This window comes from Myceligenerans pegani (assembly GCF_014892515.1).
GTDB classification, from domain to species: domain Bacteria; phylum Actinomycetota; class Actinomycetes; order Actinomycetales; family Cellulomonadaceae; genus Myceligenerans; species Myceligenerans pegani.
On record NZ_JADBGR010000088.1, the window covers coordinates 22109 to 46752 of the forward strand.

General features: G+C 73.3%; 21 protein-coding genes. 8 read left to right on the forward strand and 13 right to left on the reverse strand.

From position 1 onward, the window contains the following. Positions 1–10: 10 nt before the first annotated feature. On the reverse strand, positions 11–778 hold the full coding sequence (locus IIE03_RS13455; RefSeq protein ID WP_192863280.1) for an ABC transporter permease: 768 nt from the start codon (positions 776–778) through the stop codon (positions 11–13). Further along, entirely contained in the window at positions 775–1743 is a 969-nt protein-coding gene (locus IIE03_RS13460; RefSeq protein WP_192863281.1) for an ATP-binding cassette domain-containing protein, read from the reverse strand. Before IIE03_RS13460 ends, IIE03_RS13455 begins: the two co-directional genes overlap by 4 nt. Positions 1744–1907: 164 nt before the next feature. Here IIE03_RS13460 and IIE03_RS13465 point away from each other — a divergent pair, with 164 nt between their 5' ends. Continuing rightward, a complete protein-coding gene (locus tag IIE03_RS13465; protein ID WP_192863282.1) occupies positions 1908–2807 on the forward strand; it encodes a TetR/AcrR family transcriptional regulator in 900 nt (299 codons plus the stop codon). Between the two features lie 127 nt (positions 2808–2934). On the opposite strand, the gene IIE03_RS13470 is transcribed toward IIE03_RS13465, so the two are convergent. Next, positions 2935–3591, reverse strand: a complete 657-nt coding sequence (locus tag IIE03_RS13470; RefSeq protein WP_192863283.1) for a biliverdin-producing heme oxygenase — start codon at positions 3589–3591, stop codon at positions 2935–2937. A 242-nt stretch (positions 3592–3833) separates the two neighbouring features. Here IIE03_RS13470 and IIE03_RS25890 point away from each other — a divergent pair, with 242 nt between their 5' ends. Then, a complete protein-coding gene (locus IIE03_RS25890) occupies positions 3834–4691 on the forward strand; it encodes a peptidase inhibitor family I36 protein (RefSeq protein WP_225997726.1) in 858 nt (285 codons plus the stop codon). Positions 4692–4815: 124 nt separating this feature from the next. Here IIE03_RS25890 and IIE03_RS13480 read toward each other — a convergent pair whose 3' ends face one another. Continuing rightward, positions 4816–7707: an AfsR/SARP family transcriptional regulator gene (locus IIE03_RS13480; protein WP_192863284.1), complete on the reverse strand. Its 2892-nt coding sequence runs from the start codon at positions 7705–7707 to the stop codon at positions 4816–4818. Between the two features lie 160 nt (positions 7708–7867). Further along, positions 7868–8791, reverse strand: coding sequence for an undecaprenyl-diphosphate phosphatase (locus tag IIE03_RS13485; protein ID WP_192863285.1), 924 nt, complete (start codon positions 8789–8791; stop codon positions 7868–7870). 38 nt (positions 8792–8829) lie between these two features. Here IIE03_RS13485 and IIE03_RS13490 point away from each other — a divergent pair, with 38 nt between their 5' ends. After that, positions 8830–9771 carry an aldo/keto reductase gene (locus tag IIE03_RS13490; protein ID WP_192863286.1) on the forward strand — a complete coding sequence of 314 codons (942 nt, stop codon included), beginning with the start codon at positions 8830–8832 and terminating at the stop codon, positions 9769–9771. An 8-nt stretch (positions 9772–9779) separates the two neighbouring features. On the opposite strand, the gene IIE03_RS13495 is transcribed toward IIE03_RS13490, so the two are convergent. Next, entirely contained in the window at positions 9780–10100 is a 321-nt protein-coding gene (locus tag IIE03_RS13495) for a primosomal protein (RefSeq protein ID WP_192863287.1), read from the reverse strand. Between the two features lie 156 nt (positions 10101–10256). Here IIE03_RS13495 and IIE03_RS13500 point away from each other — a divergent pair, with 156 nt between their 5' ends. From IIE03_RS13500 to IIE03_RS13510, 3 genes are read left to right on the forward strand one after another with little or no spacing between them, the layout of a single operon-like run. Further along, complete coding sequence (locus tag IIE03_RS13500; protein WP_192863288.1) at positions 10257–10472, forward strand: DUF5703 family protein; 216 nt, start codon at positions 10257–10259, stop codon at positions 10470–10472. 42 nt (positions 10473–10514) lie between these two features. Further along, positions 10515–11795 carry a cysteine--1-D-myo-inosityl 2-amino-2-deoxy-alpha-D-glucopyranoside ligase gene (gene mshC / locus IIE03_RS13505; protein WP_192863289.1) on the forward strand — a complete coding sequence of 427 codons (1281 nt, stop codon included), beginning with the start codon at positions 10515–10517 and terminating at the stop codon, positions 11793–11795. Positions 11796–11806: 11 nt separating this feature from the next. After that, on the forward strand, positions 11807–14488 hold the full coding sequence (locus IIE03_RS13510; protein WP_192863290.1) for an acyltransferase family protein: 2682 nt from the start codon (positions 11807–11809) through the stop codon (positions 14486–14488). A gap of 23 nt (positions 14489–14511) precedes the next feature. Here IIE03_RS13510 and IIE03_RS13515 read toward each other — a convergent pair whose 3' ends face one another. Further along, positions 14512–15414 (reverse strand): PAC2 family protein, encoded by a 903-nt coding sequence (locus IIE03_RS13515; RefSeq protein ID WP_192863291.1) that lies wholly within the window; start codon positions 15412–15414, stop codon positions 14512–14514. Positions 15415–15530: 116 nt separating this feature from the next. Between IIE03_RS13515 and IIE03_RS13520 the strand changes: the two genes are divergently transcribed. Then, positions 15531–15977, forward strand: coding sequence for a nitroreductase family deazaflavin-dependent oxidoreductase (locus IIE03_RS13520; protein WP_192863292.1), 447 nt, complete (start codon positions 15531–15533; stop codon positions 15975–15977). 124 nt (positions 15978–16101) lie between these two features. Here IIE03_RS13520 and IIE03_RS13525 read toward each other — a convergent pair whose 3' ends face one another. The 3 genes from IIE03_RS13525 to IIE03_RS13535 form a co-directional block, all read right to left on the reverse strand. Beyond that, the gene (locus IIE03_RS13525) at positions 16102–17469 is read right to left on the reverse strand and encodes a M20/M25/M40 family metallo-hydrolase (protein ID WP_192863293.1); all 1368 of its coding nucleotides are present in this window, start codon (positions 17467–17469) and stop codon (positions 16102–16104) included. Positions 17470–17554: 85 nt separating this feature from the next. Beyond that, positions 17555–18925, reverse strand: coding sequence for a chitinase (locus IIE03_RS13530; RefSeq protein WP_192863294.1), 1371 nt, complete (start codon positions 18923–18925; stop codon positions 17555–17557). 144 nt (positions 18926–19069) lie between these two features. Continuing rightward, positions 19070–21160, reverse strand: a complete 2091-nt coding sequence (locus IIE03_RS13535; protein WP_192863295.1) for a M3 family metallopeptidase — start codon at positions 21158–21160, stop codon at positions 19070–19072. 99 nt (positions 21161–21259) lie between these two features. Here IIE03_RS13535 and IIE03_RS13540 point away from each other — a divergent pair, with 99 nt between their 5' ends. Next, positions 21260–21913: a DUF6314 family protein gene (locus IIE03_RS13540; protein WP_192863296.1), complete on the forward strand. Its 654-nt coding sequence runs from the start codon at positions 21260–21262 to the stop codon at positions 21911–21913. On the opposite strand, the gene IIE03_RS13545 is transcribed toward IIE03_RS13540, so the two are convergent. The 3 genes from IIE03_RS13545 to IIE03_RS13555 all read right to left on the reverse strand — a co-directional run bounded on the left by IIE03_RS13545 (position 21900) and on the right by IIE03_RS13555 (position 24479). Next, positions 21900–23531 carry an ABC-F family ATP-binding cassette domain-containing protein gene (locus IIE03_RS13545; protein ID WP_192863297.1) on the reverse strand — a complete coding sequence of 544 codons (1632 nt, stop codon included), beginning with the start codon at positions 23529–23531 and terminating at the stop codon, positions 21900–21902. The two genes, IIE03_RS13540 and IIE03_RS13545, sit on opposite strands and share 14 nt — an antisense overlap. 257 nt (positions 23532–23788) lie before the next feature. Then, a complete protein-coding gene (locus IIE03_RS13550) occupies positions 23789–24109 on the reverse strand; it encodes a helix-turn-helix domain-containing protein (protein WP_192863298.1) in 321 nt (106 codons plus the stop codon). Continuing rightward, positions 24102–24479 (reverse strand): type II toxin-antitoxin system RelE/ParE family toxin, encoded by a 378-nt coding sequence (locus IIE03_RS13555; protein WP_192863299.1) that lies wholly within the window; start codon positions 24477–24479, stop codon positions 24102–24104. Before IIE03_RS13555 ends, IIE03_RS13550 begins: the two co-directional genes overlap by 8 nt. Positions 24480–24644: the final 165 nt, after the last annotated feature.

Sequence of the window (24644 nt, forward strand, 5' to 3'; positions counted from 1 at the left end):
CTGGGGGTGGTCATCGCCGGGCCCGGAAGGCCAGGCCGGCCGCCACCGCGAAGGTCACGCCGAGCCCCAGGCACCAGGCCACGGCGAGCGCCGCCGCGCCGCCAGGGTCGGCGGCCGTTGCGACGTCGCCGGCGAGGAGCCCGCGCACGGTCTCGATCACGGGCGTGACCGGCTGGTGCTCGGCGAACCCGCGCATCCAGCCCGGCAGGGTGTCGACGGGCACGAACGCGCTCGACACGTAGGGCAGGAACATCACGATGAACGAGAATCCCCCGGCGGCGTCGGGCGACCGGACCAGGACTCCCACGAGGGCGGCGAGCCACGTGATCCAGCCGACGAAGAGCAGGATCATGCCCACGGCGGCGAGCCATTCCAGGGCCGACGCCTCGGGCCGGAAACCCATGAGGATCGAGACCCCGAAGACGATGGCGGTCGTCGCCAGGTTCTTCGCCAGGCTCGCGACGACGTGCCCCGACAGCACGGTCCAGGCGGTGACGGGCATCGACCGGAGCCGTTCCACCATGCCGCTCGACATGTCGTGCTCCACGGCCAGCGCGGTGTTCGCCGCGCCGAACCCGGCCGCCAGGAGGATCACGCCCGGTGTCACGTAGTTGATGTAGTCGGTCCCGACGTCGAGGGCGCCGCCGAACACGAGCACGAACATGAGCAGGATGACCACGGGCAGCAGCACGGCGGTGATCATGGCGTCCACGTCGCGCGAGACGAGGCGCAGGCCGCGCACGGTCATGGTCGAGACGTCTCTGAGCAGGTACGTCATGCCGCCACCTCCGCCGCTCGTGCCGTACGGGCCCGACCGACGTGGCCGGTCAGGGTCAGGAAGACGTCGTCGAGGGTGGGCGTGCGCATCTCCCAGTGCTCGGGCGTGACCCCCATGGCCTCGACCGTGGTGAGCACGGACCGGACGTGCGCGACCGAGCCGTCGGTCGGCACGCGCACCCGGGCGCCGTCGACCGTCGCGGCGGCCAGCGCCGGGGCGAGCCGGACCGCGTCGGACGGGGACGGGAGGGTGAGCTCCACGCCCGCCTCCCCCACCTGGCGCTTGAGCTGCGCGGGCGTGCCCTCGGCGGCCACGCGGCCGCCGTCGACGAGCGCGACGCGCTCGGCCAGCCGGTCGGCCTCCTCCAGGTACTGCGTGGTGAGGAAGACGCTGGTGCCCTGCTCGACGACGTCACGGACGACGTCCCACAGGGCCTGTCGCGATCGCGGGTCGAGGCCGGTGGTGGGCTCGTCGAGGAACATGATCCGGGGCCGGGTCAGGAGTCCCGCCGCGAGGTCGAGGCGACGACGCATGCCGCCCGAGTACGTGTCGACGCGCCGGCTCGCGGCGTCGGCCAGATCGAACGCGGTGAGCAGTTCGGCCACGCGGTCCCCCACCACGCGGCGCGGGAGGTGGGCGAGGTGGCCCATCATCGTGAGGTTCTCGGCGCCCGTCTGCCTCGCGTCGACGGCGACCTGCTGCCCCGTGAGGCTGATGATCTCGCGGACCCGGCGCGCGTCGCGCACGACGTCGAACCCTGCCACCGTCGCGCGTCCGGCGTCGGGTCGCAGCAACGTGGCCAGGATGCGGACGGTGGTCGTCTTGCCCGCGCCGTTGGGGCCCAGCAGCGCGAGGACCGATCCCTCCTCGAGTTCCAGGTCCAGCCCGTCCAAGACGGGCGGGCCGGCGGAACCTCGCTTCGCGAAGGACTTGCACAGCCCTTCGGCGGTGACTATCGCACCCATGGTCTCCCTCTCTCTCGCGGCCTCCGGGACTCCGGACTCTCTGACTCCCGGGTCGTTACTGTGTATTTCCTACACGTATTAGTGTGTAGCGTAAACAGTATGCGGTCAAGACAGTTTCAAGTCGACCGCTCCACGGAGTGAGGCGACAAGGCAGGATGGGAGTGATGAGCATCGACACGACGCCCGAGCCCGCCGGACAGCCGCAGGATCCGGCAGAGCAGCCGGGGGACGGCGGGGCGGACGGCGAGCCGCCCGCCACCCTGCAGCGCTTGTGGGGCGCCACCGCGCCGCGGCGCCGCGGGCCGAAGCCCGCGCTGTCCGTCGAGCGAATCGTGCAGGCCGCGATGGAGCTGGCCGACGCCGAGGGCCTCGCCGCCGTCTCGATGGCCCGCATCGCGGAGGCGGTCGGGTACACGCCGATGGCCCTGTACCGGCACGTGGCCGGCAAGGAGGAGCTGCTGGTCCTGATGTCGGACGCCGTGGCGGCCGATCTGCCCGACATCCCCACCGACGTCGGCTGGCGCGCGGGCCTGGAGGCCTGGACGCGCGCCCAGATCGAGATGGGGCTGACCCGGCCCTGGTTCCTGGAGCTGCCGCTGTCCGCCGCGATCCCCGGACCCAACCGCGTCCGCTGGCTCGACCAGGCGTTCGGGTTCCTGCGCGAGGTCGACCTGCCGGCCGACGAGAAGCTCGCCGTCGTCGGCCTGCTCGCGCAGCACGTCCTGGGCGAGACCCGTGTGCACGTCGAGTCCCGCCGCGCCGCGGCCCAGCAGGTGCGGCGCGAGGCCGGGCTGCCCGACGGAACGCCCGAGTCCGAACTCGACCCCGCCGCGCTCGCCGCGGCCGACCCCTATGCCGACTTCGAGGCCATGCTCGGCCGGTTCGCCTCCCCGGCGACCTACCCGCACCTGTTCGAGGCGTTCGCGGCGTGGGAGGGGACGACGGCGGACGCACCCTCCGACGACGACATCGGCTTCGGGATCATGATCGTGCTCGACGGCGTCGAGGCCTACCTCCGCCGCCGCGGCGCCCTCCCGGCCGACGACTCAGGGGACCGCTCGTGAGCCGCGTCCCGTCGCACGGCGGAAGGCGACCCGCCGTCGCGGCGATCGCGGCGATCGCGGCGACACATCCCGCCCGAGCGCCCTACGCGAGTGACCTTGCCCCGTGCGGCGCGCGAGGCGCCCCGGCCTACGGCCGGTGCACCTGCGCGAGGGCCGCGAACACCGCGCGGTTCAGGCGGAAGGCGAGCCGCGCCTCCGCCAGGACGGCATCGACCTCGGCGCCGTCGAGCCGGAGACCGTCGAGGCGCTCGCGGTAGACGTCCTTGAAGACCTTCGACTTCGGGATCTCGGGAAAGCTGTAGAACGCGAGGCCCGCGCCGTCGAGGCCGTAGTGGCGCTCCATCATGCGCCGGACGATCTGCCCGCCCGACAGGTCGCCGAGGTACCTGGTGTAGGCGTGGGCCGCGTAGTGCGGCAGGCTCGACCCGACCTCCCGGATCCGCGCGGCGTACTCGTGTGCAGCGGGCAGGATCCGGATCTCTTCGCGCCAGGCCGGCCCGTACAGGAACGCCAGGTCCTGCTCGATCACCGGCACCCGGGTGAGCTCGTCGAACACGAGCGTGCCGCCGCGGGCGTCGTCGCGCACCGCCGCACTCGCCTCCTCCAGCGCCTCGTACACGACGAGCTGCTGGGCCGCGAGGTCCGCGTACGCGGCGCGGTCCAGGTCCCCCGACATGAGGTGCTCGATGAACGGCTCGCTCTCGGCGGCCGTGTGGTCGTCCCGCGTGCCGTCACGGAGCAGGGCGGACAGGGTGGGCGCGGCGTCGGCGGGAAGTGCACTCATGAGGATCTCCGAGGGTGCGGGGTGCCGCGCGGCGAGCGGCACACGGTCCAGCGTGATGACAAGATGTCACCACGTTGCGGAATCCTAGCAGGACAACTTAGGTAAACCTACCCTTATCTGCAATGTGGCCGCAGGCAGGCAAGTACCTGAGTGGCCGCGGGCATGTAGGAGGGATGTAGGCCGGGCGTAGCCGCCCCGTGCATCGTCGCTCGTGACAGTCCCCCACGAGCGAGGAGTCAGCCATGGAACTGACGAGAAGTCGTGTCGGCAAGGCCTTCGTGATGGTCCTGGCCCTGATCGGCAGCCTGCTGGTCACGACGATCGGCGCCCCGGCGGCCCAGGCCGCGACCGCCCGGAACGGCGTCTGCGAGAGCGGCGAGATCTGCTTCTACTACAACAGCAACAACGCCGGGTCCATCTCGGACCACGCGGCCAGCGACCTCGGGAACTACGGCACGGACCCCGCCACGTGCTACGTGTTCCGCACGGCCGGGCGCAACGGCTACAACCAGTGCATCAAGAACAACGTGGCCTCGGTCTGGAACCGCACGGGCAAGACGGTCCGGGTGCACTACAACTCCTACTACGGCGGCAGGTACGACGCCGTCGCCGCCGGGGCCAAGCGCAACCTGTCCGCCGCCCTGAAGAACGAGAACGCCTCCCACGACGTGTCGCCGTTCCGCTCGGCGGACGGCTGCAAGAACAGCTTCGGCAACCCCCGCACCTGCGCGGGCGCCGTCTCCTGGGCCAAGGGCAAGGTCGGCGCGACCGGCTGGGGCGGCCTCTGCGACCGGTTCGTCGCGAACGCCTACGGGTGGTCCAACAGCGGCTCGCACACGGCATACATCCACTGGACCCAGATCCCGTCCACGCACAAGCACGGCGGTGACCGCACGGTCCCGGCCGGCGGCCTGGCCTTCTTCAGCGGCGGCAGCAGCGGCGCCGGGCACGTGATGATCTCGATCGGCGGCGGCGAGTTCGTCTCCAACGACATCGACGGCTACAACAGGATCTCCAAGGCGACCATCGCGGAGGTCGAGAACGAGTGGGGCCAGCGCTACCTCGGCTGGGCCCAGCCCTGGTTCAAGGTCAACCACTGACCTCGGTGGTGCCCGGCGGGCGGCGGCCCGCCGGGCACCGCTGGCTCGCCGAGCACCGCTGGGCCGCCGACCCGCCAGCCGGGCACCGCTCCCGGCGCGGCCGCTCGAGCCGCGGCCGGACCGGTCACGTCACGGCCTTCGCGTCCCGGACGCGTCCGGTGCCGAGCGTCCCGAGCAGCGCATGGCAGCGCGCCTCGCCGTCCCACAGCCCGATCCGGTGGAAGATCCCGGCGGCCTCGGTCAGCGCGGCGTGGGCGCGCCCGGTCTCGGCGCCGTCGAGCAGGACCGGTGCCCAGCGCAGGAGGGTCATGGCCGTGCAGCGCTCGTCGTCGAGGCCGCGGAACAGCGCCACCGCCCGCTCGAGCCGCGCCGTCGCCGAGCCCGGCCTGCCCAGCTCGTGGTCGAGCAGCCCGAGGTCGCTCAGCGTGACGGCCTCGCGGTGCCGGTCGCCGCTTCCCCGGGCGAGCCGGAGCGCCTCGTCGTACCAGGGCCGCGCCTCGTCCGGCCGGTCCCGGGCGACCAGGACCCGCCCGATGGAGCCGCGCAGGAGGGCCTCGCGCGGCGCGTCGCCCGCGGCGGCCACCGGGCCCAGTGCGCGCAGCAGGCATTCCTCGGCCTCGGCGAAGCGGCCGCGGAACCGGTGCACCGTGGCCAGCCCGGCGAGGGACATCGCGACGCCGATCCGGTGTCCCTGCGACTCGTACACCCGGAGGGACGCGCGCAGCCGCGCCGTGGCGTCGTCGAACTCGTTGGCGTAGATCATCACCTGGCCGAGCCCGCGCAGGAGCGCCCCCTCGGCCATCGGGTCCAGGCCGGGAAGGCCCAGCATCAGCCGGGCGCCGGTCCGCCAGTCGTCGTACAGCGCCTTCTGGTCGTACAGCGGGGCGAGGGACTCGACGAGCCACGCCCCGGAGCGAACCAGCTCCCAGGTGCGGGCGAGCCGGACGGCGTCGAGCAGGGCGTGCCGCTCGGCGGCGAGCCACGCGGGCGCGTCGCGGACCGTCGGCTCGACCGGTTCCACGACCGCGCCGACGACGTCCGCGGACCCAGCCGGCCCGCCGCCCGGCACGTCGACGTACGCCTCGGCCCCCGGGTCGACGAGCGGATCGAACAGGCTCGGCGGCCGGCCGGTCCGCGCCCGGTCCGCCAACCGCTGCCAGCCCCGCACCACCCGGTCCGCCGCCTGGCGGCACACCGCGGCCCCGCGCCGCACGGCGCGCTCGCGCGCGTGCACCCGGATCAGGTCGTGCATGCCGTAGCGGGCCTGGCCCACGGCGTCGTGCCGGACGAGCTGCACCAGGCCGGCATCGAGCAGGAGGTCCATGACCGGTTCGTGGTCCTCGGTGTCCAGCAGGGCGCCGAGCACCCATCCGGGCTGGTCGTTCGGCCCGAGGAGGCCGAGCAGGTCGAAGGCGAGCGCGGCGTCGGGCGGAAGCGACCGGATCGAGAGGTCGACGCTGGCTCGCACGTCGAGGTCGCCGAGGCTCAGCTCGGCCAGCCGGCGCGACTCGTCCGTGAGCCGGGCGAGCATCTGCCGCAGGGGCCAGGAGGGGCGGCTGAGCAGCTTCCCGCCGGCGATCCGGACGGACAGCGGCAGGTAGCCGCACAGCCGCACGATCGCCCGCGCCTCGGCGGGTTCCCGCCGCACGCGGGCCGGGCCGACGATCCTCGCGAGGAGCGTCTCGGCGTCCTCGGGCTCCAGGGCGCCGAGCTGGAGGTGCCGCGCACCGGGCAGGTCGGTGAGGCTGTTCCGGCTCGTCACGACGACGGCGGACTCCCCGTTCGGCGGCAGCAGAGCGCGCACCTGGCCGGCGTGCGCGGCGTCGTCCAGCACGAGCAGGGCCCGCCGCCCGGAGATCATCGACCGGAAGAGGGCCGCGCGAGCCTCGACGGACTCGGGCAGGGGATGCCCGAACCGGCCGAGCCCGTGCAACAGGGTGGCGAGCAGCTCCCCCGGTTCCCGCTGGGCGGGTGAGGTCCCGCCGAGATCGAGGTGGAGCTGGGCGTCCGGGTACCGGTCCGCGATCAGCCGGGCGAGACGCAGCACGAGCGTGGACTTCCCGGTGCCGGGCGCGCCGCTCACGACGACGACGGCGGGCGCGTCGGCGCAGTCGTGCTCTCGCACGAAGGACACCAGGGTGGCGAGCTCGACGGCTCGCCCGGCGAAGTCCGGGACACCCGGCGGGAGCTGCCGGACGGGACTGACCGGCACGGGCACGGGTGCCGGCGGGGATGCGGAGTCGGGCCCCTCCGGTGTGGTCCGCGGACGGGGCAGGTTCCGGTCCAGGATCTGCTGGTAGACGTCGCGGGTCGCCTGGCTGGGGTCGGTGCCCAGTTCGTCCGCCAGCGTCCGGCGGAGGCGGTCGTACTCGAGGAGCGCCTCCGCCTCGCGCCCGCTGCGGTAGAGCGCGATCAGGAGCTGGCGGCGCAGGTGCTCGCGGAAGGGATGCCGGCGGGCCTGGTCCTGGAGCTCGTCGACGACCGCCTCGTGCTCGCCGTGCTCGATCCGCACCTGCAGCAGGTGCTCGACGGCCGTCATCCGCAGGTTCTCCAGGCGGGCCGTCAGCGCCCGGGCGGCGGCGCCCGGCGCCGCGCCGTCGAACGGCTCACCGCGCCACAGCGCGAGGGCAGCGGTCAGCAGCTCGCGCGCCTCGGAGGTCCGGCCGGCGCGGAACGTGTCCAGCCCCGAGCGGACCTCGGCCTCGAACCGCAGCGCGTCGACGCCGACGTCGCCGGCCGCCAGCAGGTACCCCGGCCCGCGCCGACGGATGGCGTCGGGGCCGGTGCCCCCGAGCAGCCGGCGGAGCTTGCTGACGTAGCCGTAGACCTGCGTCGGCGCGGAGTCCGGCGCCCGCTGCGACCAGACGTCGTCGATGATCTCGCCCACCGTCGCCGGGTGCGGCGCGCGGGCGACCAGGCTGCCCAGGACGGAGCGGCTCTTGCCCGTCACCGGGTGCCAGGACTCGCCGTCGCTGAGCTCCGGTGACCCCAGGATCCTGACCCGCATCGTGAGCATTCGGTACGCCCCCTTGCCCGGGGGCGTGCCCCGGCACGACTCGATGGCGACACTCGACCCCGGTCAGGGCCGAGACACACACTGACCACCACGGGGTGCGGAGTCAAGGGGAGAACTACCCGGAGCCCCGGGTCGCTCGCGCGCCGCTGCCCGGTGCCGGTCAGCCCACCCCGCCGGTGGGGTCGACCGTGCCGGTGACGAGCAGGGCGGCCACCACGGCCGCGAGCGCGAAGCGGTAGTACACGAACGGCGCGAACGAGTAGCGCTTGACGATCTTGAGGAAGGCCACGATCACGAAGTAGCCGACGACTCCGGCGACGATCGTCGCGATGATGGTGTCGCCCCAGCCGGGCGCGCCCTCGGGGATCGGCTCGCCGATGGTCTTCAGCAGCTGGTAGAACCCGGACCCGAACACGGCGGGCAGCGCCAGGAGGAAGGAGTAGTCCGCGGCCGCGCTGCGCTTGAATCCCATGAACAGGCCCGCGGCGATCGTGCCGCCCGAGCGCGACACGCCCGGGACGAGCGCGAGGGACTGCGCGATCCCGTACGTGATCGCGCTGCGCGGCGTGAGCGTCTCCAGTTCGCGTTCCTGGCGGGCCGTGCGGTCGGCCCAGAGGATGACCGCGCCGAACCCGGCGAGCATGGCGACGGTCAGCCACAGGTTGCGCAGGCTCGTCTCGATGTAGTCCTGGAACAGGAGGCCGAGCACGACGATGGGGATCGAGCCGAGGATGATGTACCAGCCCATCGCGGCGTCCGGGTCCCCGATGCTGAGGCCGGGCCTGGCGTGCCGGACGTCGATCGACCCGGACGCCGGCCCGAGGCCCAGCCGCGAGCGCCAGTCGGAGCCGTTGGCGCCGGTCAGCGCGCGGTACCAGGCGACGAGGATCTGGCCGATCTTCCTGCGGTAGTAGATGACGACGGCGGTCTCCGTGCCGAGCTGCGTGATGGCGGTGAACGCCGCCCCGGCGTCACCCGCGCCGATCAGTTCGCTCGTGATGCGCAGGTGCGCGCTGGAGGAGATCGGCAGGAACTCGGTCAGACCCTGGACGAGTCCCAGGAAGATGGCTTGCCACGACGTCACGGGCGGTAACCTTACCCGCTGCCGGGTAGCCTGCGAGCATGGAACACCGCAGGGTGGGGGCTTCCGGACTGCGCGTCTCCGAGCTGGGACTGGGGACGATGACCTGGGGCCGCGACACCGACGAGCTCGACGCCGCCGAGCTGACCCGCGACTTCCTCGACGCCGGGGGCACCCTGATCGACACCGCGGCCGCCTACGGCGAGGGCGAGGCGGAGAAGGTCATCGGCACGCTCCTGGCGGGCAAGGTGGCGCGCGACGACGTGGTGCTGGCGACCAAGGGCGGCACGCGCCGGGACGCGTCCCGCGGTGCGCTCCTGAACTCCCTGGACGCCTCGCTGCGGCGGATGGGCACGGATCACGTGGACCTGTTCCTCGTGGCCTGCCCGGACGGGGCGACGCCGCTCGCGGAGACCTGCTCGGCGCTGCGGCTGGCGGTGTCGTCGGGCCGGGCCCGGTACGCCGGCCTGTGCAACCACCCGGGGTGGGCGACGGCGCGGGCCGCCTCGCTGCTGGGCGACGACGTCGGCCTGCCCGCGATCTCGCTCGAGTACTCCCTGGTGCAACGGGGCGCGGAGCGTGAGGTCCTGCCCGCGGCGGACGCGCTCGGCATGGGGCTGCTGGCCTGGTCGCCGCTGGGGCGCGGGGTACTCACCGGCAAGTACCGGCACGGCATCCCGGCCGACTCGCGGGCGGCGTCGAACCATCTGGCCGGGTTCGTGGCGCCGTACCTGGAGGGTGAGGCGACGTCGGTGGTGGACGCCGTCGGCATCGCCGCGGACGGGCTCGGCCGGGCGCCGGCGGAGGTGGCGCTGTCCTGGCTGCTGGAGCGGGATCAGCTCGCGTCGGCGATCGTGGGCGCGCGCACGCCCGCCCAGCTCCGTACTATCCTCGGGGCCACGGATCTGCGGCTCCCGGCGGAGGTGCTGTCGGCGCTCGACGACGTGTCGGCGCCGGCCGTCGGCTATCCGGAACGCTGGTAGGACTCCCCTCAGCGGGCGGGCTCGCCGGCCGGCTCCGCGTCGTCGACGTCCGCGAGCTCGTCCTCGAAGTCGAAGTCGAGGTCGTCGTCCTCGTCCTCGTCGTTGCCGTCGTCGTCCTCGTCGTCGAGGTCCTCCGCGAGGTAGAACGGGGTGACCTCACCGAAACGCGTGGCCAGCGCGTCCTCGTACACCTCGTAGGCGTCGGCGAGCACGTCGTACGCGTCGTCGACGGCAGGGTCGTCATCGCTCCGTCTCGTGGCGACCGCGTTGTAGTGGGCCTCGAGTGCGGCCACGAGGCGGTCGAGTGCGGCGCGCGGGTCAACGGTCATGCATCGAACTCTACTGCCGCGCGCTGGCCTGCGGTATCGGTCGGCGCCATTCGATGCCCAGGACGTGACCCAAACCGCGCGATCCGCCCCTTGATCCCGACGACGGATGGGCCACAATGGTCGGACGAATGTCGTCTGTGACGGGGGCGGTGACACATGGCGGATGACGGCTCCACGTGGCGCAAGCACGGCCAGTACGAGTACCGGGTCGTGACCATCGACAGATCGACGAGCCTGCCCGACGCTCGCAAGCTCCTCACCGACGAGGCCGAGTACGGCCGCTGGGAACTGGCCCGCACCCGCCTCTACCTGGGTGGCGAGCGGCGGGTGTGGCTCCGGCGCAAGATCATCCGCGTGAGGTCGACCCTCTGACCGATGGACGGGAGTGTCCGACAGACCGTCTAGGCTGTGCGCGTGCGTTCCTGGCCCCTTCCGCAGATCCCCGTGATCCCCGGCAGCTCCGACAAGATCCAGGTGCACGACACCTCGACCGGCGGGCTGGTCGAGGCCGCACCCGGAGCCACGGCCGGTCTGTACGTCTGCGGCATCACGCCGTACGACGCGACGCACATCGGCCACGCGAACACGTACGTGGCCTTCGACCTCCTGGTCCGCGCCTGGCGGGACGCCGGCAAGGAGGTCACGTTCGTGTCCAACGTGACCGACGTCGACGACCCGCTGCTGGAGCGCGCCGCCGCGACGGGGGTCGACTGGCGTGACCTCGCCCGCGAGCAGGTGGCGCTGTTCGCCGAGGACATGACGGCGCTCGGCGTCGTCCCGCCGGACGTGTACCGCGGCGTCGTCGAGTCCGTGTCCGACGTCGCCGCCGCCGTGACCGCGATGCTGGAGTCCGGGGCCGCCTACCGCGTCCCGGCCGGGGACGCGTCGCCGGCCGGCGCGACCGGCGACGACGTCTACGCCGACGTGTCCGCCGACGCGCGGTTCGGCGACGTGTCGCGCCTCGACGCCGCCACCATGGGCACCCTGTTCGCCGAGCGCGGCGGCGACCCGGACCGGCCCGGCAAGCGCGACCCGCTGGACCCGCTGCTGTGGCGCGCCGAGCGACCCGGCGAGCCCGCATGGGACGGCGGTGCGCTGGGCCGCGGGCGGCCGGGCTGGCACATCGAGTGCGCGGTGATCGCCCGGTCCGGGCTCGGCCTGTCCGGTTCCGGCACGTTCGACGTCCAGGGCGGCGGGGCCGACCTCGTGTTCCCGCACCACGAGATGTCGATCTCCCACCTGCGCGCGCTCGGCGTCGAGCCGGCCGGCGCGCACGTGCACGCGGCGCTGATCGCCTACGAGGGCGAGAAGATGAGCAAGTCGCGGGGAAACCTGGTGCTCGTCTCCCGCCTCCGCGCCGACGGCGCCGACCCCATGGCGATCCGCCTCGCCCTGCTCGCCCACCACTACCGCACGACGTGGGAGTGGACCGACGCCGATCTGGCAACGGGTGCCGAACGTCTCGAGCGGTGGCGGGCCGCCGTGTCCGGCAACGGCGGCCCGCCCGCCGACGACACCCTCGCCGCCGTCCGCGCCGCCCTGGCGCACGACCTCGACGCCCCGGCGGCCCTCGCCGCCGTGGACGCCTGGGTCGACGAGGCCCTGGACCCGTCGCGCGACACGGCCTCGGACGAGGAGGGCGCCCCCGGCGTCCTCTCCCGAGCGGTCAACGCCCTCCTGGGCGTCCTCCTCTGATCCGCCCGCCCGTGCCGGAGGACGACGTCGCGCACGAGGACCGCCGCGGGCACGTGGCACACGAGCGCGACCCCGCGCCCGCGGGAACCGGTGGGCGCGGGAGCACCGCCGCGACCGCCGTCCCGGCCACGCGGACGACCGGGGCCGCCACGTCACCCGCCGCGCGCGGGGCGGACGGCGCCAGGGACACGACCGGCGCGGGCCGGATCGGGGAGATCGACGGCCTGCGCGGGGTCGCCCTGACGCTGGTGGTCCTGTTCCACGTGTTCGGGGCCGGCCGGGTGTCCGGGGGCGTCGACGTGTTCCTGGTGATCTCCGGCTTCCTCACCACGCGCGCCGTGCTGCGCCGCGCCACGGCGGGCCGCCTCACGGTGTCCGGTGCCTGGTCGCGCGACCTGGTGCGGCTCGCGCCGACCGCGCTCCTCGTCCTGCTCGCCGTGGCGGCCGGCACGTTCGCGCTGCTCCCGGCCGGCCGGTGGGAGAGCGTGCTGCGGGAGGTGGCGGCGTCCGCCACGAGCTGGGAGAACTGGCGCCTCGTCCACGCCGAGCTCGCCTACGGCGCGGCGGGCCCGGCCGCGAGTCCGCTGCAGCACTTCTGGTCGCTCGCCGTTCAGGTGCAGTACCTCGCCGCGCTCCCCGTGGTCGCGCTCGGGTGCGTCGCGCTCGCGGCGCGGTGGCGCCGCCTGCGGGGCCGCAGGATCACGCCCGAGCGGCTGTTCGGCGCGCTGCTCGGCGTCGCCACGGCGGCGTCGTTCGGCTACGCGGTCTGGCTCACGGCCGTCGCGCAGCCCATCGCCTACTTCCACACGCTCGCGCGGATCTGGGAGATCGGCGCGGGCGGGCTCCTCGCACTGGCCGCGGGCCGGGTGCGGATGTCAGCGCCCGTACGACGCGCGGCCGCGTGGGCGGGCCTGGCCGCCGTCGTCGGCTGCGGCTTCCTGTTCGACGGCGGACGGCTCTTCCCGGGACCGGCGACGCTCGTGCCGGTGGCGGGCGCCCTGCTGGTCCTCCTCGCGGCCGACGCCGGTGCGGCGCGCGCCACAGACGACTCCCCGGCGTCGGACGGCGTCCTGGCGGCAGGCCGCGGCACGGCGGCAGCCGGCGGCACGGCGGCGGGCCGCAGCGCGACGGTAGCCCGCGCCTGGCCCGGCCTGTTCGCCCGCCTGCTGGGAGGCCCGGTGCCGCGGTGGCTCGCCACGATCTCGTACGCGCTGTACCTGTGGCACTGGCCGCTCCTGATCGCGTGGCTGGCCGTCACCGGCCGACCCCGGGCGGGAGTGCTCGACGGCGCGGCCGTGGTCGCCGTCTCCGTGCTGCTCGCCTGGGCGACGACGCGCTGGGTCGCGCGCTCGGTCGAGCGCTGGGCCGCGCGGCCCGCGGCGCCCGTCCCGGCGCGGCCCCAGGTCCGGATCTCGATGCGATCGCCCCGGGTCCGGCCACCCCAGGATGAGCAAGCGCAGGCCGAGCAGGTTCAGGCCGAGCAGGTCCGGCGGGTCCGGCCCGGGCGGGTCCGGCCCCGTCGCCGGATCCCGGTCCGGGCCGGCGTTCTGCTCGGCACGACGTCGCTCGTGCTCGCGGGCGGCGCGTGGGCGAGCGCGGACGGCATCGAGCGAGGACGTGTCGCCGAGCTCGCTGCGCTCACCGAGCCGTCGGCCGACCATCCGGGAGCGGCGGCGCTCCGTCCCGGCCGGGCCGGGCATCCGGCCGCCACGGAGGTGCCGTTCCGGCCGTCGACGACGATCGCGGCTCGCGACGGACGCCACGTGACCGACTGCGCGAACAACAAGAAGGCCAGCAGCGAGGTGGTCACCTGCGTCATCGCCGCACCCGCGGACGGGGAGCCGACCCGGCGGGTCTACCTGGTCGGCGGCTCCCACACCCAGCACTGGGAGGACGCCTGGGTGCAGGTGGCGGAGGACGCCGGCTGGGAGGTGACGGCCATGATCAAGCAAGGCTGCCGCCTCACCGCCGGCCCGGAGACGTTCCAGGAGTTCTGCGGGGACTGGTCGGCCGCCGCGCTCGAGCGGGTGATCGCCGAGCGGCCCGACGCCGTCGTCGTGGAGGGCACGCAGACCTCCGCGGACGGAACCGATTTCGTCGCCCCCGAACAGGCCGCCGCCTGGGAGGAGATCACCGCCGCCGGCATCCCGGTGATCGGCGTGCGGGACACGCCCCGCTTCGACCATCACGTCCCCACGTGCCTCTCGGCCCACCGGAACCTGCCGCGGCAGGAGGCCGTGGCGGCGTGCTCGGTCCCGCGTGCCGACGTCTTCGACGACGCGTTCCCGCCCGTGGCCGACGGCCGTACCGGCACCGGCGACACCGGCACCGGCGCCGACACCGGCAGCGACGGCGGGGACGACAACCGGGCCGACGACGGGGCTGACGACGAGCCCGGCGCCGCGGCCGGCGACCGCTCCGCCGCGCCCGCGATCGTGCACCTCGACCTCACCGACGCGATCTGCGGGCCCGACACGTGCGACGTGGTGGTCGGCAACGTGCTGGTCTACCGCGACACGGACCACCTCACGGGAACCTACGCGGAGACGCTGGGCCCCGACCTGGACGTCGCGGTGCGCACCGCCGCACCCTGGCTGTTCGAGCAGGACGTCGCCGAACGGTCACCCGGTCCCGGCCCCGCCACCGAGCGGTCGCCCGTGCGGCGCGCTCCGGGTGCGAAACCCACGAACTGACCGCCCGGCAGGCGTGACCGGCGTCAGAGCGAGCCCGGCGTGCCCGGGTCCTTGCCGTCCTTGCCGCCGATGTCGCGGCGGCGCAGGTAGCGCTCGAACTCCCGCGCGATCGCGTCGCCGGACGCCTCGGGCAGCTCGGCGGTGTCCTTCGCCTCCTCGAGCTGGGCGACGTACTCGGAGATCTCCGAGTCCTCGCTCGCGAGCTCGTCGACGCCCTGCTGCCAGGCGGCGGCGTCGTCGGGCAGGTCGCGCATGTCGATGGACTCCCCGAGGAGTTCCTCGATGCGCGTGAGGATGGCGAGCGTCGCCTTGGGCGAGGGCGGGTTCGCGACGTAGTGCGGCACCGCCGCCCACAGCGAGAGCGACTGCAGCCCGCGGTCGGCGGCCTCGTGCTGCATCACGCCGACGATGCCGGTCGGGCCGGTGTAGGTGTTGGGCTCGATGTCGAGCACGGCCTGCACGCCGGCGCTGTCCGACGTCGCCGTCATGGGGATCGGCCGCGTGTGCGGCACGTCCGCCAGCAGGGCACCGAGCGTCACGAACGTCTCGACGTCCAGGTCCGCGGCCATGCCCAGCAGCTCGGCGCAGTACTTGCGCCAGCGCATCGACGGCTCGATGCCGTGCACGAGGACGACGGTGCGCTGGGGCAGGTGGGCCACCCAGACCGACGTCGTCGGCCAGGTGATGTACTGCTTGCCGTCGTCGTCGAACGCGACGGTGGGGCGGTTCACCTGGAAGTCGTGGTACTCGTCCGGGTCCAGCTCGGCGACCTTCTCCGCGCCCCATACCTCGCACAGGTGCGTGAGCGCGCTGGTCGCGGCGCCCCCGGCGTCGTTCCAGCCCTCGAAGGCAGCCAGAAGGACGGTCCTGCGGACCGCTCGTGAGGTCGGGGCCTGGTCGTTCGGCTCGGACTGGGCGTCGGTCATCCTCCCACCCTATGGGGTACGCCTGCCGGTCCGGCACGCGTTCGCCCGTGGCGTGGTGCGGCGTGTTGTCCGGGTAGGCTCCGGAATATCCGAGCCGCTCGGCCGTTGGAACCGGCATGACCAAACTCCAGGGTGAATACGTTCCGAGCACGGCCGGCTGGGTGCGCGACCAGGTGGAGGCGTTCGAGGCGTCGAACGGCACCGAGGCGAACACGCTGCGCGGTGGCAGCGACCCGATCGTCGTGATCACCAACCGCGGCGCGAAGACCGGCAAGATCCGCAAGACGCCACTGATGCGCGTCGAGAAGGACGGCAGGTACCTGGCCGTCGGGTCGCTCGGCGGAGCGCCGAAGAATCCGGTGTGGGTGTACAACTTCCGCGCCAACCCCGAGGTCGAGCTGCAGGACGGGCCGGTGAGGAAGAGGTACGTGGCGCGCGAGCTGTCGGGCGAGGAGCGCGCCGAGTGGTGGGACTACGCCGTGGCCACCTGGTCGACGTACGGCGAGTACCAGAAGAAGACGGACCGCCAGATCCCGTTGTTCCTCCTCGAGCCGGTGGACTGAGACCCGGCGAACCGAGACCCGGCCCGACGCCCGTCCCGCGTGCGGAGCCGCACCTGGACGCCGCGCCCGAGCGGCCGCGCCCTGCCCGGTGCCGGCGAGCATCGCGAGCGTCCCGGGCGGCCGGTCAGCAGGTCGCCAGGAGGCGGTCCAGGACCCGGGTGCCGAACTTGAGGGCGTCGGTGGGGACGCGCTCGTCGACGCCGTGGAACATCCCGGCGAAGTCGAGGTCGGCGGGCAGCCGCAGCGGAGCGAACCCGTAGCCCGTGATGCCGAGGCGGGACATCCACTTGTTGTCCGTGCCGCCCGACAGCGTGTACGGCAGCACGGTGGCACCCGGGTCCTCCGCGGCGATGGCGTCCACCATCGCGTCCACGAGGGACCCGGTGAAGGGCACCTCGAGGGACACGTCCTGGTGGATCGGCTCGACCCGCACGCCGGGCCCGGCCAGCTCCTTGAGCGTCTCGATCCCCTCGGCCTCGTGTCCCGGCAGCAGCCGCACGTCGATCGCGGCCGACGCCGATCCGGGGATGACGTTCGCCTTGTAGCCCGCCTCCAGCTGGGTGGGGTTGGAGGTGTTGCGCACGGTGGCGCCGACGAACTTGGCGGCGGGGCCGAGCGCGGCGACCAGGTCGTCCACCATGCCGGGGTCCTCCGCGAAGCGGGCGGCGTCGTACGGCAGGCCGGTCAGCTCGGCGACGCCGCGCAGCAGCGCGTCCACCGTGGGCGTCGGCGTGTACGGCCACGCGTACCTGCCGATGCGGGCGACGGCCTCGGCGAGGGCGGTGACGGCGTTGTCGTGGTTCACCTGGGAGCCGTGGCCCGCGCGCCCGTCGGCGAGCAGCCGCATCCACGACAGGCTCTTCTCGGCGGTCTGCAGCAGATAGGCGCGGTGTCCGCCGACGTCCACGGAGAATCCGCCGACCTCGCTGACGGCCTCGGTCGCGCCCTCGAAGAGGTCGGCGTGCCGGTCGGTCATGTAGCCCGCGCCGAGCCGGCCGCCGTTCTCCTCGTCGGCGAAGAACGCGACGACGACGTCGCGGGCGGGCTTGCGGCCCTCGCGCACCATCTGCCGCACGACGGACAGGATCATGGCGTCCATGTCCTTCATGTCGACGGCGCCGCGGCCCCAGATGAGCCCGTCGGTCTCCTCGGCGGCGAACGGGTCCACGGTCCAGTCGGCGGCGGCCGCGGGCACGACGTCGAGGTGACCGTGCAGCACGAGTGCGGGCCGCGACCGGTCGCTCCCCTCCAGCCGGACGACGACGGAGGCCCGCCCCGGCTCGGACTCGAAGATCTCCGGTGCCAGGCCGACCTCGGTCAGGAGCTCCATGACGTACTCGGCGGCGGCCCGCTCCCCCGGCCCCTCACCGGTGCCGTAGTTCGAGGTGTCGAACCGGATGAGGTCGCGGCAGATGCCGACCACCTCGTCCTCGGCGGCGGGGACGGCGGGCACGGCGGGGGCGGGGGTAGCGGGTCGCGCAGTCTCGGTCACGTCGGACACGGTACCCGCTTCGTCCGTGCCCCCGGCGAGGGCGGAGCGCCGGGGGCACGGACGAGGCGGATGTGCCGGGGCCGTGTCAGAAGCCCGCGGTGATCCTCGTGAACTCCAGGTCGGCCTGGGCGATGCCGCTGCAGTTGCTGGTGACACCGCCGCCCGGGCACGGCCGGTCCCGGTTGACGGACCAGAACGCGAACCGCCCCACGCCCTGGGCGCGCGCCCAGTCGCGGATCGCCGTCCACTGCGCGGGAGAGGTGGTCTCGCGCTGGTCGGAGAGTCCGTTCATGCCGGAGATGCCGACGTGCGCGTACGCCTCGGCCTCGGACCATCCGTGGGCCGCCATGAGCTGGTTCTTCAGGCCCTGCGCGGCGCTGATCGTGTCGGCCCGCATGTCCCCGCCCCCGAAGTTGAACGGCATGATCGTGTAGTTGTCGATCGGCGTCCCGAACTCGGCGGCCCGGTTGATCAGGCGTGTCCCCCACCAGGTCGGGCCGTTCACGCCGGTACCGAACGTGACCACGATCTTGGTGCCCGGGTTGTTCCGCTTGACGATGGCCAGCCCGCGCAGGATGCGGTCCTGGACCGCCTCGTTCTCGAACTCGTCGGAGTTCTCGATGTCGAAGTCGACGACGTGGGGGTGGTGTGCGTCGATCACCCGCTGCACCGCGCCGGCGAAGGCCTCCGGCGTCGCGCAGTTCGGGCCGAGCTTGTTCCCGGACCAGCCGCCGAACGAGATCTGCACCTGTCCGCCCGCCGCCTTGATGGCGTTGATGGTCTGCTCGTCGACGCCGCCCGTCAGCGGGCGCTGGCCGTCCCACGCGGGGTTGCAGCCGCCCGAGGACAGCATGAACGCCATGGTGAACCCGCGCACGCCGGTCTGGTTCATGACGTCGACGGGGTTCTGCGGGTTGCCCCAGCCGAGATACAGGTAGGGCGCCCCGGCCATACGGCCGGGCAGCGGGTCGCCGCCGCCCGTCGGCAGCCTCCACTGCTGGTTCGCGCCGCCGTGGCAGTCCCAGATGATCAGCGGCGTACGGTCGGCGCTGTTCCAGCCCGAGACGTCGAGGCATTTGCCCAGCGCGCGCAGCGTCCCGTCCGCGTGGTGCGTCCACTGCTGCGCGGCGTTGCCGTTGCAGCCGACGATCTGCACCTTGGTGCCGTTCGTCGGGTCCGCCCAGGCGACGTCGAGGCACTTGCCCAGCGCGCGGATCGTGCCGTCGGCGCGGACGTCCCAGTTCTGCGCCGCCGTGCCGTTGCACGTGTACAGCTGCACCTGGGTGCCGTCCGCGCTGTTGGCGCCGTCGACGTCGACGCACTTGTCCGCGTAGCCGACGATGGCACCCGTGGCCGCCTGCGCCGGCACGATCCCGCCGAGTCCGGCGACCGCGACGAGCGCGACGAACAGCGAGGTGATGGCGGCGCTCGTGCGCCGCCGGGGCCGTGTTCGCATGGTCATCTCCAACCATCCAACGAGTTAGTAAGGAGACCGTACGACCGGGCGCTCCGGCGACGCATCAGTGCTTTCCCGTACGCGCGCCCCGGCCCTCGCGTACACGGCGGTCCCGCTCGCGTCGGGGCGGGGCCCGGGAGCGCGTCAGTCGCCGAGGCCGAGGCGGGCCAGCAGCGGAGCGATCTCCGGGTCGCGGCCGCGCAGGTCCCGGAAGGACCGCGACGGGTCCTGCGATCCGCCGCGAGCCAGCAGCCGCCGGCGGAACACCTCCCCGTTCTCACGGGTCAGGCCGCCGTTCTCGCCGTACCACTCGACGGTGTCGGCGTCGAGCACCTGGGACCAGACGTACGAGTAGTACGCGGCCGAGTAGCCGCCGCCGAAGACGTGGTTGAAGTAGGTGGTGCGGTAGCGCGGCGGGACGGGCCCGAAGTCGATCCCCGCCGCCGCGAGCGCCGCCCGCTCGAACCCGGCGACGTCGTCGGGCGTCGCCGGCACGTCCTCCGGGGTGAGCTGATGCCACGCCTGGTCCAGCAGGGCGGCGCCGAGGTACTCGGTGGTGGAGAACCCCTCGCCGTACTGCCGGGACGCGAGCATGGTGTCGATCCACTCGCGCGGCATCGGCTCGCCGGTCTCGTGGTGCACGGCGAAGCTGCCGAGGATCTCCGGGTCCCACGCCCACATCTCGTTGACCTGGGAGGGGTACTCGACGAAGTCGCGCGGCACGTTCGTGCCGGACTGCGACGGGTAGCGCACGTCGGACAGGAGCCCGTGCAGCGCGTGCCCGAACTCGTGGAACATCGTGGTGACCTCGTCCCACGAGAGCAGGGTCGGCTCGCCGGCGGGAGCGCGCACGATGTTGAGGTTGTTCACGACGACGGCCCGCTGGCCCAGCAGGTGGTTCTGGTCGACGAGGTTGTTCATCCAGGCGCCCCCGCGCTTGGACTCGCGGGTGAACCAGTCGGCGACGAACAGGCCGAGGCCCTGGTTCCGCTCCCCCGGCTCCGGCTGGTCGAACACCTCGAAGATGCGCACGTCCGGGTGGTAGCCGACCAGGTCGTCGCGCTCCGTGAAGGACAGGCCGAACAGCAGGTTCGCCGCATGGAACACGCCGTCGCGCACGACACGCTCCAGCTCCAGGTACGGGCGGAGCAGGGCGTCGTCGAGGGAGAAGCGCTCCTTGCGCACGGCCTCCGCGTGGTAGGACCAGTCCGCGGCCGCGACGGGACCGCCCGCGAGCGCCTCCAGGTCCGCGTGCTCGGCGCGGGCGTTGGCGACGGCGGGCGGGGCGAGGCGGGCGAGCATCGCGTCGACGGCGCCGGTGGTGGCGGCGGTCGCGTCCTCGGCGACGTAGGCGGCGTGGTGCCGGTAGCCGAGCAGGCGGGCGCGCTCGGCACGCAGGCGCACCATCTCCAGGAGGGTGGCGCGGGTGTCGTGCGCGGAGCCGTCGCGGCCGCGGTTCTCGGAGGCGGCCTGGACGCGGGCACGGACGTCGGCGCGTGCGAGGGAGGACAGCACGTGCTGGTGGCTGAAGAGCTGCATCTCCAGCAGCCAGCCGTCGCTGCCGCGGGATTCGGCGGCGGCCCGCGCGCCGGCCTTCGCGGCGTCGGACAGGCCGTCGAGCTCGGCCTCGTCGGTGATCAGGACGCTCGCGGCGTTGGCGCCTGCCAGGAGCTTGCGGCCGAACTCGGCCTGCAGCGTCGTGAGCCGCGCGTTGATGTCGCGGAGGGTGTCCTGGTCGGCGTCGGACAGTTCGATGCCGGAGCGGCGGATGCGGACCAGGAGCTTCTCGAGGAGGTAGTCGGTGTCGGGTTCGAGGGTGAGCGTCCCGGCGTCGGCCTGTTCCCGGAGGGACAGCGCCCGCTGGTAGAGGCGGGCGTCCAGGTAGATGGCGTCCTCGTGCGCGGCGAGCTGCGGGGCGAGGCGGGCCTCGATGTCCTCGAGGCCGGGGGTGGCGTCGGCGGCGAGCTGGTTCCAGAAGACGCGCAGGGCCCGGCCGAGGAGGGCGCCCGACCGCTCGAGCGCCTCGAGGGTGTTCTCCACGGTCGCCGGGGCGGGGTCGGTGACGATGTCCTCGATCTCGGCGCGCTGGGCGGCCATGCCGGCCACGATCGCGGGCTCGTGGTGCTCCTCGCGGATCGCCGTGTAGTCGGGCAGCTCGTAGGGGAGGGTGGACGGCGCGGCGTACGGGTTCGCGGGGTCGAGGATGGCCGCGGTGGCGGCGTCAGGGATCGTCATGACGCCCATTCTCACCCGGCCGCCGCCTGGTGAGGACGGCTTTTCCGGGCCGGCCGCTCTCCGATCCGCCGATCCCGCCGCAGCCCCTAGGCTGGAGCGGTGGACCCGTCACAGCTCCTCGGCACGTGGGAGTTCCGCCGCGAGGTGCGCGACCGCCTCGACGGCACCGAGTACGTCGCCTCCGGCGAGGCGACGTTCACGCCCGACGGCGACGGCCGGATTTGCTGGGCCGAGGAGGGCACCCTGCGGTGGGCGGACCGGAGCACGCCGGTGAGCCGCACGCTGTTCCTGGTGCGCGAGCCGTCGGGCGCCGTCCCCGGGACCGACGAACTCGCGAGCGACGAACCCAGGAGCGACCAACCCGGGAGCGACGACGCCGCCGGCGCCCCCGCAAGCCGCTGGCGCGTGACGTTCGAGGACGGCCGCGACTTCCACCCCTGGACGGCGCGGCCGGTCGAGCACGTGTGCGGGCGCGATCGCTACGAGGGCACCATCCGGTTCCTCACCGACCATGAGGTTCCTTCCGCTCCGAGCCCGCAAGCGGAAAGGACCTCATGGTCCGCAAGGAACCGCGTGGTGGTCCGCTGGGACGTGCGCGGGCCCGCGAAGGACTACTCGATGGTCACCCACTACACGCGGACGGCCTCCGGCACCGACCGCGCCGTCCCCGTCGGCGGGAGCGCGGCCTCCGACCAGAACGACGTGGCCGGGAGCGGGCGCCACGGGCTTGCGGAGGTCGTCAGACCTCGGTGAGCACGCCGTCGTGGTCCATGCGGAGTTCCCGGTCCGGGGACAGCCGCTCCAGGAACGGGCGGTCGTGGCTGACCAGCAGGAGCGCTCCCCGGTAGGCCGACAGCGCCTCCACGAGACGGTCCGTGCTGTCGATGTCGAGGTTGTTGGTCGGCTCGTCCAGCACGAGGAGCTGCGCCGGCGGATCCGCCAGCAGCATCCGCGCCAGCGCCACGCGGAACCGCTCCCCGCCCGACAGCGTCCCCACCGGCTGGTACACCGCCGACCCGCGCACCAGGAACCGCGCCAGCCGGTTGCGCAGCTCCCCGGGCGGCACGTCCGGCGCCCCGGCCCGGACCGTGTCGAGCACCGTCGCCGCGTCGTCCAGGACGTCGATCCGCTGCGGCAGGTAGCCCACACGATCCGTCAGCAGCCTGCCCGACGCCGCGACCGCCGTCGGCCCGTCCGCTCCGGCCCCGTCCCGGACCGCGGCCCGACCGTGCAGCAGACGCTCCAGCAGCGTCGTCTTCCCCACCCCGTTCGGGCCGGTCAGCGCTACCCGCTCCGGCCCCTGGAGCACGTGCTCGCGTCCGTCCGACCCGGTCAGCACCGCGATGCGGCGGCCCGCCGGGACGTCGGGATCCGGCAGGTCGACGACGATCCGGTCGTCGTCGCGCACGGCCCGCTCCGCCGCGTCCACCGCCGCCCGCGCCTCGGCCACCCGGTCGTCCGCCAGGCCCCGCCGCGTGCCCTGCGACCGCTCCGCCTTGTTCTTCCGCTCCCGGATCGCCGCCGGGACGTACCGGCGGTTCGCGCGGTCCTTGCGGGCCTGCCGCTCGCTGTGCGCGACCTTCTCCTCCAGCGCGATCCGCTGCCGCCGCTCCCGGCGCAGCGTCTGCTCCGCCGTCCGCAACGCCTGCTCGGCCGCCTCCTGCCGCACGTCCAGCCAGGCGCGATACTCGCTGTACGGGCCACCGAACGTCGTCAGCGAACCCGCCCGCAGCTCCGCGGTCTCGTCCATCAGCTCCAGCAGCGCCAGGTCGTGCGACACCACGATCAGCGCCCCGCGCCAGCCGCGCACCAGGTCGTAGAGGCGCTCGCGGGCGTCGCCGTCGAGGTTGTTCGTGGGCTCGTCGAGCAGCGCGACGTCGGCCCCGCGCAGCCGCAGCCCGACGACGGCGGTCAGCATCGCCTCCCCGCCGGACAGCGTGCCGACGGTCCGGTCGAGGTCGGCGGGCAGCCCGGCCGCCGACAGCGCGGCGACGGACCGTTCGGCGACGTCCCAGTCGTCGCCGACGACGTCGAACAGCTCGGGACGCACGTCACCGCCGGTGATGGCGCGCACCGCGTCGACGACGGGGCGGACGCCGAGCAGGTCGGCCACGGTCGCCCCGACGTCGAGCGTGAGCCGCTGGGGCAGGTGGTCGGCCGTGCCCGAGACGACGACGGAGCCCGACGTCGGACGCAGCCGGCCGGCGATCAGCCGTAGGAGGGTGGACTTCCCGGCGCCGTTGAGGCCGGTCAGCCCGGTGCGGCCGCGGCCGAACGCGCCGGAGATCCCCTGGAGCACGATGCTTCCGTCGGGCCAGGCGAAGGTCAGGTCGTTGAGGACGACAGCAGGATGTGAGACGTACGAAGGCAAGGCGAGAACTCCCGGGTTGGCGTGACACGCCGACGCCGGGCTCCGCCCTCCGTGCCGTGCCGCCGTCGACGGCGAGGCATGCGAGAGAGCGGGATGGCGTCAGCGCAGGGGCGCGACTACCGGGAAAGTCCTCATGCTCGATCCTTCTGCTCGTCCCGCCTCACCCGCGGACCAGCCCGCCGGGACGTCGTGGACTCTCCCACGCTCCCGGGAGACCAGCAACCTGTTTTCGCCACCGTCGCGAACGACCACGCCTGTCAGCCGACCTTGAGTTGCTCGTCGCCGAAGTCGGCCACGAGGTAGAGCGTCCCGCCCAGCGCGTCCACGTACCGGCCGAGGACCTCCTGGGTCGAGACGTCACCCGCCTCGATCTGCGAGACCCGTGCGACGGAAACACCCATGGCCTCGGCCACCTGCTTCTGCGTGAGACCGCGACGCTTCCGCATCTCGGCGAGCCTCCAGCCGCGGGCCTCGTCGAGCATGCGTCGCACTCCCTCGGCGAAGGCTTCCTCGCCCCCCGCGTGCTCGATCGCGCGCTCCCGGTGGGGACTGTCCTGCCACCGCTTGAGCTCAGTCATCTGACATCTCCTTCCGTCGGTTCATGAGGTGCTCCTCGAAGAGCGCCTCTGCCCGTGGAATCGCCTTCTCGTACCATCGACTCCACTGCCCCGCCTTGTCGCCCGCGACCAGCAGGATCGCCGATCGCCATGGATCGAAGCAGAACAGGATCCGCACCTCGCTCCTACCGCTCGAAGGTGGCCGGAGCTCCTTCATGTTCGCCAGGACCGACCCGCCGATGCGATCGACCAACGGGCGACCCAGCATGGGACCTCTCTCCCCAAGCACTTCGATGGCCTGGCCCACCAGTTGAAGGGTTCGCCCGTCGCTCTCGTAGAGTTCGTCGAGAAGTTCCTCCACTTCGGCCGTGTACCGAACCTCCCACGCCATGACGCCTCCAGGGATGACTTAAGAATATCCTTAATGTGACGGCACGGCAAGCGTCCCGGCGAGTTCGCAGGTCGCCAACTCGCGAGAGCGAGCATTGCCCATCAAGGATGTTTTCGCCACCGCTAGTGGCTTATGTTGCGTATACGCAACAGATGTACAGAGTAC